General features: G+C 50.1%; 9 protein-coding genes. 5 read left to right on the top strand and 4 right to left on the bottom strand.

Translation table 11 applies throughout. The annotated features are described in order from the left end of the window. The first annotated feature begins 2 nt into the window (after positions 1–2). From FSU_RS14000 to FSU_RS14010, 3 genes are all read left to right on the top strand, one after another. Positions 3–1,748 (top strand): HD domain-containing phosphohydrolase, encoded by a 1,746-nt coding sequence (locus FSU_RS14000; protein ID WP_014547015.1) that lies wholly within the window; start codon positions 3–5, stop codon positions 1,746–1,748. A gap of 58 nt (positions 1,749–1,806) precedes the next feature. After that, complete coding sequence (gene ispG, locus FSU_RS14005) at positions 1,807–3,546, top strand: (E)-4-hydroxy-3-methylbut-2-enyl-diphosphate synthase (RefSeq protein WP_014547016.1); 1,740 nt, start codon at positions 1,807–1,809, stop codon at positions 3,544–3,546. 133 nt (positions 3,547–3,679) lie between these two features. Continuing rightward, positions 3,680–4,846: a phosphoglycerate dehydrogenase gene (locus FSU_RS14010; protein WP_014547018.1), complete on the top strand. Its 1,167-nt coding sequence runs from the start codon at positions 3,680–3,682 to the stop codon at positions 4,844–4,846. A 117-nt stretch (positions 4,847–4,963) separates the two neighbouring features. Here FSU_RS14010 and FSU_RS14015 read toward each other — a convergent pair whose 3' ends face one another. Continuing rightward, positions 4,964–6,733 (bottom strand): AMP-dependent synthetase/ligase, encoded by a 1,770-nt coding sequence (locus FSU_RS14015; RefSeq protein WP_244263657.1) that lies wholly within the window; start codon positions 6,731–6,733, stop codon positions 4,964–4,966. 67 nt (positions 6,734–6,800) lie between these two features. On the opposite strand from FSU_RS14015, the gene FSU_RS14020 reads away from it, so the two are divergent. After that, positions 6,801–7,127 (top strand): hypothetical protein, encoded by a 327-nt coding sequence (locus FSU_RS14020; protein WP_015732285.1) that lies wholly within the window; start codon positions 6,801–6,803, stop codon positions 7,125–7,127. A gap of 96 nt (positions 7,128–7,223) precedes the next feature. Here FSU_RS14020 and serS read toward each other — a convergent pair whose 3' ends face one another. Continuing rightward, positions 7,224–8,510, bottom strand: a complete 1,287-nt coding sequence (gene serS, locus FSU_RS14025) for a serine--tRNA ligase (protein WP_014547020.1) — start codon at positions 8,508–8,510, stop codon at positions 7,224–7,226. Between the two features lie 329 nt (positions 8,511–8,839). Here serS and FSU_RS14030 point away from each other — a divergent pair, with 329 nt between their 5' ends. Beyond that, positions 8,840–10,306, top strand: coding sequence for a carbohydrate binding domain-containing protein (locus tag FSU_RS14030; protein ID WP_015732286.1), 1,467 nt, complete (start codon positions 8,840–8,842; stop codon positions 10,304–10,306). Positions 10,307–10,435: 129 nt separating this feature from the next. Here FSU_RS14030 and FSU_RS14035 read toward each other — a convergent pair whose 3' ends face one another. Both FSU_RS14035 and FSU_RS14040 read right to left on the bottom strand, forming a co-directional pair. Further along, the gene (locus tag FSU_RS14035; protein ID WP_014547021.1) at positions 10,436–11,839 is read right to left on the bottom strand and encodes a MiaB/RimO family radical SAM methylthiotransferase; all 1,404 of its coding nucleotides are present in this window, start codon (positions 11,837–11,839) and stop codon (positions 10,436–10,438) included. After that, positions 11,836–13,050, bottom strand: a complete 1,215-nt coding sequence (locus tag FSU_RS14040; protein WP_014547022.1) for a SpoIID/LytB domain-containing protein — start codon at positions 13,048–13,050, stop codon at positions 11,836–11,838. Before FSU_RS14040 ends, FSU_RS14035 begins: the two co-directional genes overlap by 4 nt. Positions 13,051–13,068: the final 18 nt, after the last annotated feature.

Here is a 13,068-nt window from a genome sequence, read left to right on the forward strand (position 1 = left end):
GTATGTTTGTTATCTATTACTTGATTGCCATGTGCCTTTTTTCGGGGGTGAATGCCTGCCTGCTTTCGTATTTTTACCGCAGGCCGCTAAACACCTACTTTACGGCATTTTTCTTCTCGATTGTCCTTGCGGACTTTGGCTACTTGTTCCTCGCTCTTTCGACAACGATTGAGGGAGCGATTGTTGCAAACAAGGTGTGCTACCTTGGTGCATGCTTCTTGCCTTTGTTCCTGTTCCTCTTGATTTGCCGCCTATGCTCTTTTGATTTGTCCAGGTGGGTAAAACTTTTGATGTTCCTGTACAGTGCTTTTGTTTTTGCTCTCTCCTGTACGGTTGGCTTTAGCGATGTGTTCTACGAATCTGTGCGATATGTTGTCTTGAATGGCTTTGGCAGTTACTTGCCGACGTATGGCCCTGGGCATGTCTTGTGGGATTTCTTGCTGTACTTTTACATGGTCGCCAATGTTGTCGTGATTATTGTTGCGGCGAAGAAAAAACGCAATGTCAGTTACAAGACTTTAATTGCGATTGCGGGGCTTGCATTTGTTTCTATCGGTGCATTTATCCTGGCTCGTAACATGGAAAACGATACCTTGCTCATGCCGTTTGTGTACTTGATTGATGAACTTGTCTTGCTCTACATTTGTGCGTTGGTCAAGATGCACGATGTGATGAACAGCGTGCTTGAATCACTTGAAGCTGAAAATACGGCTGCGTATTTGGCTTTCTCCCCGAAAGGTCTGTATTTGGGCTGCAATGATATCGCAAGCCGTTACTTCCCAGAACTTCTGGATTGTCGTGTGGATCATGCCTTGCCGTCGGATATTGAAATTGAAGGAATCTTTAAAGAAGGCATGGAACAGCTGAAGGGCGCTAGCGGTGATAAGGTCTATCGCTTTACGTACAAGGATCGCTATTTCAAGGCGGTGATGAGGAATGTGCATCAGAACAAGAAGTTGCAAATATTCCTGTTCCGCATTGAAGATGAAACGAATATCCAGCGCTATATTGAACGATTGGACGCCAATAACACGGAACTTGCGGCTCTCATCAAAAATAACAAGGACCAGATCCGCTTGTTCCAAAACCAGATGCTTGTAGGCATGGCCGAAATGGTCAACAACAAGGATGGCTTTACGGGAGCGCACCTCAAGCGTACCAAAGAAGTGGTGAGCATTCTTGTGGCAAAGATGCAGAAAGATCCGGATCTCAATTACTCAAAAGAATTTTATGATGACATGATTGCGGCTGCTCCTATGCACGATATTGGAAAGATTGCCATTGACGATCATGTGCTCTGCAAGCCGGGCAAGTTTACGCCTGAAGAATTTGACGAGATGAAAACTCATGCCGAAAAGGGTGCTATCATTATCAAGAACCTGCTTTCAAATTTCCAGAGCGAACTGTTTGTGGAAATCGCAAAGAACATGGCTGGTGGCCACCACGAACGTTGGGACGGCAGTGGCTACCCGTATGGGCTGAAGGGTGAGGCAATCCCACTGGAAGCCCGTGTGATGGCTGTAGCAGATGTGTATGACGCTCTCGTGAGTAAGAGGTGCTACAAGGAAGCGTTCTCCTTTGATGATGCTTACGATATCATCGACAAGTCAATGGGTAAGCACTTTGATCCGAGCCTCAAGAAGTACTTTGACCAGAGCCGTGCGGAACTGGAAGAATACTACCGAAAGGAATGCGAGGCGGAAAGAGCTGAAGCCGAGAAATCTTCTGCGGAAAGCCCCGCAAATTAGGTCTGTACGCTTTATGTAATTGTTGCTAAATGGCTCCCTATTTTACTAAATTTGAGCCATGCTAGATTTTACTACACTTCCGTATGTTGATGACCGTTTTAAGGCGGTTCGCAGGGAAACTGTTCAAGTTCGCGTTGGCGACGCTTTGATAGGGGGCAATGCCCCCATTTTAGTTCAATCCATGACGACGACCAAGCCGAAGGACGTCGAAAAGACGGTGGCGGAAACGCTAGCCCTCGCTAAGGTCGGTTGCGGTTTGGTGCGTATTACGGCGCCGACGTTTGCCGATGCTGCTGGACTTGAAGAAGTCATGAAGCGCGTGCGTGCTGCCGGTTGCACGGTTCCTGTTTCTGCCGATATCCACTTCCAGCCGAAGGCCGCTTTTGAAGCTCTCAAGTGGGTGGAAAAGGTCCGCATCAACCCGGGTAACTTTGTAGATACTGGTATTTTGACGCTTGACCAGCAGACGGACAAGTCTTTTGAAGAAGGCAAGGAAAAGGTTGCCGAAGCCTTCACTCCGTTTGTGCAAGAAGCGAAGCGCCTTGGCCGTGCTATCCGCATTGGCGTGAACCACGGTTCCTTGAGCGCCCGTATGATTTATCGCTATGGTGACACTGTGGAAGGCATGGTGGAAAGCGCCATTGAATATTTGGCAGTTTGCGAAGCCGAACATTTTGACCAGGTGGTCTTGAGCCTCAAGTCGAGTAATCCGCGTGTGGCCATTTCGGCTTACCGCCTGCTTGCCGCTCGCTTGAAGCAGGAACACTTCAAGCCGTATCCGTTCCATGTGGGCGTGACAGAAGCGGGTGCCGGTTCCGACGGACGTTTGAAGTCTGCTGCTGGCATTGGTGCGCTTTTGCTCGACGGTCTTGCCGATACGATTCGCGTGTCGCTGACTGAAGATCCGGTGGCGGAAGTCCCGGTTGCTCAGGAACTCATCAAGGCTTGCGAACTCAAGGCGGATGCACCGAAGTTTGCAGTGCCGGTTTTGGAAAAAGATCCGTACCACTACGAACGCAGGGAAACTGTTCCGGTGACGCTTGCTGGCGTAAAGATCGGCGGTTCTGAACCGGTGCGCGTTGGCATGAAGGCTGATGCAGTGAGCCTTACGGGCGAACGCCGTAATGCAGAATTTGCTTTGGCCGGTCTCAATGCAAAGCCGGTTGTGGAATTCAAGGATACGATGGATATCGCGGGCTTTGCCGCAAATCCGAACTCCGTGCCGGAAGGTTCGCTCTTCTGCTATACGGGCCCTGAAATGGTGATGGGCGTGCGCGCTCTTGCTTCGGCTTTGTATGCCGCAAACCGCAAAGATCCGATTCTCCTTTATGCAAAGATTACAGATAGCGAAAAAGATACGCTCCGTGTATCTGCAGACATCGGAAGTCTCGTGACGGATGGCCTTGGCGATGCTGTCGTGATTGACGGCTACAAGAGCCCGAAGGATTCTGTGATTCTCGCATTCGATATTTTGCAGGCCGCTTATTGCCGCCGTAGCAAGACAAACTTTATCAGCTGCCCGAGCTGTGGTCGTACGCTTTACGACATCCAGCAGGTGATGGGCAAGATCAAGGCCCGCTTTGGACATTTGCAGGACATTTCGATTGGCATTATGGGATGCATCGTGAATGGTCCTGGTGAAATGGCTGATGCTGACTTCGGCTATGTGGGCGGTGGCCCGGGCCGTATTACGCTTTTCGAAGGCAAGACTGCCGTGAAGAAGAACATCCCCGAAGAAGACGCTATCGAGGAATTGGTGAACCTCATCAAGGAAAGAGGCCGCTGGCAGGAACCTTGATAAGACGAAAGAACGCCGCTATGCGGCTACAGACGAAAGGCGAGAGAATTTCATTTGAACAATCTTTCGTCTCTCGTCTACCAGCGAAGCGGTCTCTCGTCTAAGATTTTTAACTTAAACAAAGGAATGAAAAATGGCAACTATTAAGACAATGAACAACATTTCCAAGAAAGGCTTGGGCTTGTTTGGCCCGTTCTATCAGGTTTCCGATTCTATCGAAAACCCGGATGCTATCTTGGTGCGTTCTGCTCAGGTTGATACCGATAACTTTGATGGCCTTTTGGCTGTCGCTCGCGCTGGTGCAGGCGTGAACAACATCACGATTGACAAGGCTTCTGCAAAGGGCATTTGCGTGTTCAACACTCCGGGTGCAAACGCAAACGCTGTTGCTGAACTCGTGATGACCGTGCTCGGCATGGCTGTCCGTAACGCAGACAAGGCTGCTGCTTGGGTCAAGGGTCTCGATGTGAACGATCCGGATCTCGCAAAGACTGTTGAAAGCGGCAAGAAGAAGTTTGCTGGTATGGAACTTGCCGGCAAGACTCTTGGTGTTGTTGGCCTCGGCAAGATCGGTGTGCTCGTTGCTAACTATGCCCGTTGGAAGAACATGCGCGTGATTGCTTACGAACCGTATCCGAATGCAAACAACATGCATGAACTTTCTAACAAGGTCGAAATTGCTGATCTCGACACCGTGATTGCAAATTCTGACTTCCTCACGGTTCATGTTCCGTTCATCAAGGGCGTTACCGAAAACCTCCTCAATCGCAAGAACCTCGCTCAGTTCAAGGGTTCCTACATCATGAACTTTGCTCGTGGCGGCATTGTTGAAATGGATCCGGTGAACGAAATGCTCGCTTCTGGTTCCCTCCAGGGCTACCTCTGCGACTTCCCGACTGCAGAACTCATCAAGAACGACAAGGTCACTTGCTTCCCGCACCTCGGTGCTTCTACTGAAGAAGCTGAAGAAAACTGCGCAGTGATGGCTGTTGAAGAATTGAAGGACTACATCGAATACGGTTGCGTCCGCAATTCCGTGAACTTCCCGGCTCTCGTTGATCATCCGCATGCTGGCATCAAGAGCCGCGTTGTCGTGATCAACCAGGACGTTCCGAACATGATTTCTGAAATCACGAAGGTGTTCGGTGCAGAAGGCATCAACATTGCTTCTTTCAGCAACAAGAGCAATGGCAAGATCGGTTACAACCTCGTTGACGTTGAAAGCAAGGTCGATGATTCCATCGTCGAAAAGCTCTCCAAGCTCGACAAGGTCATCAAGGTCCGCGTGATCCATTTCTAGACGAAAGAACGGACCTGCAGTCCTACAGACTTGAGACGAAAGAATAATAGTGGTGCTCCGCACGGACTCAAAGAAAAAATCTTTCGTCTTTCGTCTACCAGCGAAGCGGTCTCTCGTCTAATTGTACATCGCTTCAATTTGTTTGGCGTATCGTTTTTCTGCAACGGTGCGCCGAATTTTTAATGTGGGCGTCAAGAGCCCTGATTCAATCGTGAGCTCGTCACCGACTAGAGTCCATTTGCGAATTTGTTCCCAATGGTTCAGCTTTTTGTTGATATGCTCAATATGACGATTGATGGAATTCAAAATAAGCGGTGACTTTAGTGCGTTTTCGACATCGTAATCTTCGTTTTGCGGCTTGAGCATGCGGCGGGCGCCTACGGGGTTTAGCCAGATAATAGCCGATGCAAACTTGCGGTCGTTGGCAATGACGAGCGCCTGTTCAACAAGCGGATGACGCGTGATTTCGAGTTCAATGGGATTCGGGCTTACGTATTTACCAGTGCTTGTCTTTAACAGCTCCTTGATGCGCCCTGTGAAATACAGGAATCCATCTTTATCAAAATAGCCCTGGTCGCCGGAATGGTAAAAACCGTCTGGTGTGAAATTTTTAGCATTTAAGTCGGGGCGGTTATGGTAGCCCTTAAAGACGCTCTCGCCACGAATCTGGATTTCGTTGCATTCGCCGATGCGTACATCGAGATGGGCGAGAGGCTTGCCGATGGAGCCTGGTCTAATAGCTTGTTTGCAATTTGCAGAAACGACCGGTGAACATTCTGTCATGCCGTAGCCTTCAAAAACGGGGAGGCCGATGTTCAGAAGGAATCGCAAAATGGATTTGTTCAAGGCGCTACTGCCCGAGATAATCATGCGGAAATTACCACCGACGGCTTCACGCATTTGTTTGTAAACGAGACGGTTGAATACCCAATGGAGCGGCTCAAAGCGCCTATTCGGGTCTTTAATCTTTGCAATTTTTATCGCCTGCTTGATCAGGAATCGCTTGATGCCCTTGGCGCGATCCGAGGCGGTTGTCATGCTTTCGTAAAGGCGCTCTAGAATGCGCGGGACGACTATCATGATGGTGGGGCGGACTTCGCGCAGAATGTGCGAGAGGTTCTTTGGATTGTCTCCAAAGTAAATCGTGACGCCACTGAATGTGTAGAAATAGACCGCCATTCGTTCAAGAACGTGCGCTACCGGCAAAATCGTGAGGCACGTGTCCTTTTTGTTGTCAAATCGGAACATCGGCTTGATGTTCTGAATTTGTACCAACATATTCCGGTGCGTGAGTTCAACGCCCTTGGGGCAACCCGTAGATCCGCTTGTGTAGATGATGCTGAAAATATCATCGGGGTTTATGGTTGAAAGTTGGTTGTCAATCCATTTTGCACGAACTTGGTCGGCGAGGGCTGCGTAGCCTCTTATGAGGAGTTCGTCCCAGTAAATTCCGTTGTCGGGGAGGAACGAGTCGTTGTCGATGCAGATGATTTTGGTGAAATTCTCTAAGATGCCGAAAAGCGGTTCATCAAGTTCTTCGAAAGAATTGATGATGAGTATCTTGATGTTGCTGTCAATGCTCTGGTACGCAAAGTTTTCGGATGAAATGTTCGGGAAAAGCGGAACGACGCGAGCGTGGTTTAGTTGAACGGCGATGTCTGCGATAATCCAGTTCGGAGAACTCGGCGCAATGATGCCGACGCTTTCTTTTTCTTTTAGTCCGAGCGAATTCAATGCGAGCGCAAGAGCCTTTGTGTTGCGTTTGAGCGTTTCTTTGGAATAGTGGACCCATTCACCGTCTTTACGGTGATACCATCCTTTAAAATCGGTCCTGTCGCAGTTCGCAAAGAACATGGACGGCAGAGATGTGAATTCCAACGACTCCATGCTTTTAAAATAACATTCTATTTTGCAATAGCTCATTTTTTTTGAAAAATTTCAGTATATTAAGTATATGCTGAAAAAGTTGAGCGACTACGAAAATGAACTTTTGAAAATGGTTGAGGCGGGGGCGCCTTTGACGGCGGAACAGCTTTTGTCGGTGCGGACGCATATTGGCTTTTTTCAGCATGAGCGCCTGGTGCACGAACTCGTGATGATTTTGTTTGCGCTTTTGACCGTTGGTGGAATTTTGTTTTTGGTGGTTGTGCCGGAAATATCGGTGCTTGCGTTGGACGTACTTTTCTTTGCGCTCTTGGTGCCGTACGTGAAGCATTATTACGGGCTTGAGAATGGGGTGCAAAGGCTGTATGATGTGTACGATAAATTGGAAAAATTGTAGGAATGGCGACCCCGGCACGATGGCCGGGGTGACAGTTCGGAGGCAATGAAAAAAGCAAGTCCGAGGGACTTGCTTTTTGAAATTTAAAGGGGTTCCTTACTTCTTCGGGGTGATGAATTCGAGTCCACCCATGTACGGACGCAACACTTCAGGAATCTTGAGCGAGCCGTCTTTCTGCTGGTAGTTGTCGCAGATGCCGACCATCACGCGCGGAGTGGCAAGGCCAGAACCGTTAAGCGTGTGGAGGTAGACGTTCTTGCCGCCTACCTTCGTCTTGATGTTGGCGCGGCGTGCCTGGTAGTCTTCGAAGTTCGAGCAGGAGCTGACTTCGAGCCACTTCTTTTCGACCGGAGCGTAGACTTCGAGGTCGTAGCACTTGGCTGCACCGAAACCGAGGTCGCCCTTGCAGAGTGCGAGGCGGTGGTACGGGAGGCCGAGCTTTTCGAGGAGCTTTTCACCGAAGCGGGTGAGTTCTTCGTGGTCTTCGTAGCTGTGTTCCGGATGAGCAAAGTAGACCATTTCAACCTTGTTGAACTGGTGCAAGCGGAGGAGACCGCGGGTGTCCTTGCCATAGCTACCAGCTTCGCGGCGGAAGCATGCAGAGTAGGCGCAGATGCGCTTCGGGAGTTCAGATTCCGGAATCACTTCGCCAGAGTAGAGGTTGGTGAGCGGGACTTCTGCAGTCGGAATGAGGAACAGGTCGTCATCCTTGTCGCAGCGGTACATGTCTTCTTCGAACTTCGGGAGCTGACCCGTGCCGCGCATGGTGTTGCGGGTAACGAGGTACGGCGGAGTGAATTCTTCGAAGCCAGCCTTCTGGTGTTCGTCGAGGAAGAACTGGATGAGGGCGCGTTCGAGGCGAGAGCCGAGACCGCGGTAAACCGGGAATCCGGAACCAGAAATCTTGGCGCCACGTTCAAAGTCAAAAATGCCAAGGCGTTCGCCGAGAGTCTTGTGGTCAACGCGGGCGAAGTCATCGTTCTTGGTGTAGTAGTCAAACGGGATCGGACCGTCTTTTTCGACAACGTTATCGCTGGAGTCCTTGCCTTCCGGAGAACGCGGAGCGATGTTCGGAACGTGCATGAGCATTTCGGTCTGCTTGTAGTCAAGTTCCTTGAGCTTCTTGTCGAGTTCATCAATCTTGTTGCCGAGTTCGCGTGTTGCGGCCTGGGCTTCGTCAGCGTTTTCGCCCTTCTTCTTGAGTTCGCCAATGCGCTTGGACTGGGCGTTACGTTCGCTCTTGAGGCGTTCGACTTCGGTGAGGAGCGGGCGGCGTTCGTTATCAACGGCGAGCACGTCACGAAGGCTTACGGTCGTATATTTCTTTTCGGTTTCAGCAATATAATATTCCGGATTTTCGCGGATCTTTTTAATATCAAGCATTTTATGCCTCTGTTGAAAATTTTTACGGGGAAGAATATAGAAAAGTAGGAAGTAGGAAGTAGGAAGTAGGAAGTGAAAATTTAACGAAAACCAATGATTAATAACTTGCGACTAACAACTAATAGCATAGTTTTACAGGATCCTTCACTAAGCGCTAAATTCTGCCAACTGCCTACTGCTAACTAAATTCTATTAATTCTTCTGTTGTTTGCGTTTACATCGGTAATTGAGTGGGACGTGTTGTCCCGAAATTTTTTGAATATACATTATAACTTGGGAAAGGAAGAGAACAATGGGTAAACAAGGAAGGAATCTAGAGGAGTACAAACATGAAATTTCCTTTACTGCTTTTAGTAGCCGCATCGTTCTCTTTTGCCCAGTGGGGCGGCGGTGGCGGAAAATCGCTAAACGACTATAAAAAAGAATCGGTGTCGGGTAGAGATATCCACGTGTATGCGCCGAGCAATCTAGCGCCCAAGAGCCCTTTGCTCATTTCGTGCCATGGCATGGACCAAGACCCCAATTACCAGCAGTCCAATACGCATTGGGAAGCGGTTGCCGATACGGCGGGATTTGTCGTCGTGTATCCTAGAGGTGGGACAGGGATGAGTACCTGGGATATCAGCGGTGACAAGGATACAAAATGGGTGGTGCAAATTATTGAACAGATGGTCAAGGAATATGACATTGACCAAAAGCGTGTTTACCTTTCGGGATTCTCAATGGGGGGCATGTTCACTTACCATGCTATGAGCAAGATTGCAGATAAAATAGCGGCGTTTGCGCCAACATCTGGTACAAATGTGATGGGTGCGTCAAAGGCGATGCGTCCTGTGCCTATCATTCACCCGCATGGAACAAGTGACGATGTCTTGAATTACAGCCAGGTTGAAGGCTTTATCAAGAATTACCGTGATCAGTTCCATTGCCCGTCTCAGGCCGAAGTTCAAAATAATTATCCCAATAGTGAAAACAGGGCGACGATGTATACTTGGGGCCCTTGCGATGAAGGCGTTTATATTAAACACCTTAAGCTTGAAGGCCGTGGCCATAGCCCTTCCAAGGCCGATGTTTCTGACATCTGGAATTTCGTGAAACAGTATTCTTTGGATGGTGCCTCGATTACGCCGTCGATTGAAGTTCCGACGAACAGGGATTCCGTGTTTAACGGCTCTTTCTCGGATTCGCTTAAGCTTGCAGGCTGGACTTTGCAGCAACATAGCGGCGAAGGATCCTTGAAGTTGACTGAAGGCAAGGCCGAAATCAACGTGACCAAGACGGGTACGAATGCTTATGATGTACAAATGATTCAGAATGGCGTCCACTACGAAAAAGGTCAAAGCTACAAGGTGACTTTTGATGCCTATGCATCTGTGGCGAGAACGCTTGAAGTGAATATCGAAAAGGATACGGACCCATGGACGAGTTACCTGGGCGAGGCAAAAACTTTTGACTTAGGGACTGAGAAAAAGAACTTTGAAATTCTGTTCACCATGAATGAAGCTACGGATGAAAATGGACGCGTTTCTTTCAATGCGGGCCTTGCTACGGGTAGCGTGTTCATTGACAATGTGGTGTTGAGCAAAGTTGAAGGTACGCTTGGTCTTGCGAAGAATGTGCGCGTGCTTGCTGGCGAAAGAACGCTTAGCGTGTACGATATGAATGGCTCTTTTGTATGTAATCTTAAGGGCGTGCGCGTGAATGACGTCCAGTCGAAATTGAATTCAATGAAGCTGGAAAAAGGCTTGTATGTTGTGAAAAACGGCTCCTTCAGCAGAATTTATTCTGTGAAGTAGTTACGCTCTGTAATAAGAACGCTTTTTGCAAAGTCCATGGCAATTTGTTTGTCGTGGGCTTTTTGCTATTGTGTATGTTTTGGGAGTGCGTTAAAAATGTGCGCTGCCCGTTTATACCTGTTCTGCTTTTTAGGCGAGAGGTTCTGCGAGCAGTGCGAAGGGTTCCGCCTCTGTGATGCGGACGCGGAGCGTTTTCCCGGCTGGGAAGGTGCCTTGTAATGCGACGGGGCGGTAGGCCTCGTTGCGGGCGATTGTGGTTCCGGCGCGGTAGCCGGGCTTTTCGGTGACGACGGTGCATTCGTCGCCAATCCATTCGCGGTTGTTCTCGAGAGCGATTTGCTGGAACGCTTCGGCGAGAATCGCGGAACGTTCGTGCTTAATATCGTCGGAGACCGCTTGGTTGGATGCTGTTTCGAGACGCGCGGCGACGGTGCCTGGGCGTGTGACAAAACGCGTGATGTTGCAGACGGTCGGTCGAGTTTCTTTCAAGAGCGTTAACGTGTCGTTGAAATCTGCGGCGGTTTCGCCGGGATAGCCGACGATAAGGTCGGTGCTGAGCGTGAATTTGCGGAATCGCTCGGTAAAGGCGTGGGCGAGGGTTGCGTAGTCGCGTGCTGTGTGGCGGCGGTTCATCGCCTTGAGCACGTTTTCGCTGCCGCTTTGGACGGGAATGTGGATGAACTTGTAAATGCGATCATCCGTGAAGCAATTCAAAAGCGCTTCTTGATAGCTGAGGACATGGCGCGGATTGCCCATGCCGAGGCGGATGCGGTAATTGCCGTTCACGTGCGTGAGGATTCTTTGCGTGAGTTCGGCGAGATTCGTGCCGATGTCAAAACCGTAACAGGCGCAATCTTGGCCGGTGAGCTGGATTTCTAGGCAACCGTCATCGACGAGCGCTTGGACTTGATCCACGATGGTTTGGGGTGCAAAGCTGTGGAGGCGGCCTTTGACGAGATGTGTGCTGCAAAAGGCGCAAGCGTCGAGACAGCCTTCTTCGATGTTCACGATGCCGACGAACGGGGATTCGCGAAGGACATTGCGAGAGGCTTTATTGCTGTCGGGAGTGCGCGCGTTTATCTGGCTTGAGGGGGATTGCGCGGACTGGGTTGGTAATATTGCCGAGGCATCAAGTTCTTTCAGGCTTGTGAATTGAACGTGTGGAACGGTGCGGAGAGCTTCTTCGCGGAAGTCCTTGGGGGCGCAACCCGTGATATATATGGGAACGCCCGGAAATGTGCTCGCTGCTTTGCGCAGGAGTTTCATGGCGCCCGCGTTGCCCTTGACCGTGCAAACGTTCAGGTAGAACGCTTCGGGCTTTTCAGTGCGGAAGTCCGCGGCATTCTCGGCGCTTGTGGAATTCTCGGCATTTTCAAGATTCGCGGCGCTTGTGGAATTTTCGGCGTTTGTGGAATGCGCCGGCTTCGCTTCCGGAAACTCGAACGTGACTTCGGATTTTTGCGAGAGAATGCGCGCAATCTTTTCACCGTCACCGAAATTTGCGGCACAGCCCTGGCTTAAAACGACTATCATCTCTTGAATTTTTCCAGCGTGATGCCGGGGTAATAGTGCGTTAAAATCTGGATGTAGCTTTGACCGGCCTGTGCGCGAGCGCGAGCGCCCATTTGGCAAAGCCCAACGCCATGTCCGAATCCCTTGCCCTTGAGAATCCATTCATTCCCGTTCTTGTGGATGCGGAAAAAGCTGGAGGGGAGGATTGTGCCACCGCGCTTGAAAAGCCAGCGGATTTTGTCTGCTTTGGCAGTGAAAGAACCGTTGTTCGTTTCGATGACGAGCGTGTGGATGCGACCGCTCTTGAGCGTGTCTTGAATGTGCATCGACTTGATGCTCGAAAAACTCGGGACGTTTGCTTTCGCTTCTTTTGCGTTTATCTGGAATAAATCGCGAAGTTCGTCTTCGGTAAATTCACGAGTCCATTCGGTGTAGTTGGATTCGCGGCACCACGGCGTTCCGTCGGGGCGGAGATCTGGCTTGTTTTTGAGATAGGGGTGGTCTGGGCGACCCCAGGTGACAACGCCTTCAGTTTCGCCACCGCAAGTGGAATGGTAATAGGCTGTGATGAATTCTCCGTTGTACGTCATCACGACGCCTTCGGTTTCGCGGACTGCTTTGTCTGTAAGTGCAGTGGCGCTGTGGAGGCCTTTGTAGACTTGGTCGCGTGTGTCGGCGTAAACGTCAAAGCCTTGTGCGACTCGGCTGCCGAAGTGCTTGTACGCGTAGGTGCGTGCGGCAACAGCTTGTGCCTTGAGCGCTTCGAACTTGGATTCGTCGAGTTTGCCGATTTCGTAAGGAACGACGCCACGCAAGTAATCTTCAATGTCGATGACGTTGATGGCGTTTAGCTTGTTGCCATTGGCGGTGACGATAAATTCGCCGTTGTAGCAGGCTTTATTGAGGCCTGCCTTGTCTGTTGCAATGGCGATGCAATCGCTTGCGGAAGATCCTGTGGCCTTGAAAACGCGTCGGTCTGCGGTTTGCTGGCGCTTTGATTTTGTCTTGATTTTGAGTTTGCCTTTAGAGGCGGTGATGTGCAGTTCTTCGTTCTTTTGACGGACGAAAATGTTTGGCACACCGACAAAGACGCCCACCTGGATAGGGCGGTTGAGCTCTTTCTTGATTTTTTGAGGAACGATGGTCTGCTCGGATACGCTGTTTGCTTCGATCGGGCTATACTCAGAATTGCCGGCCGCAAGAGATGAGGTCGCCAAAGAGAGTGTCGTCAAAGCAACTGCTGAAAATAT

The sequence above is a fragment of the Fibrobacter succinogenes subsp. succinogenes S85 genome, assembly GCF_000146505.1.
GTDB lineage: Bacteria > Fibrobacterota > Fibrobacteria > Fibrobacterales > Fibrobacteraceae > Fibrobacter > Fibrobacter succinogenes.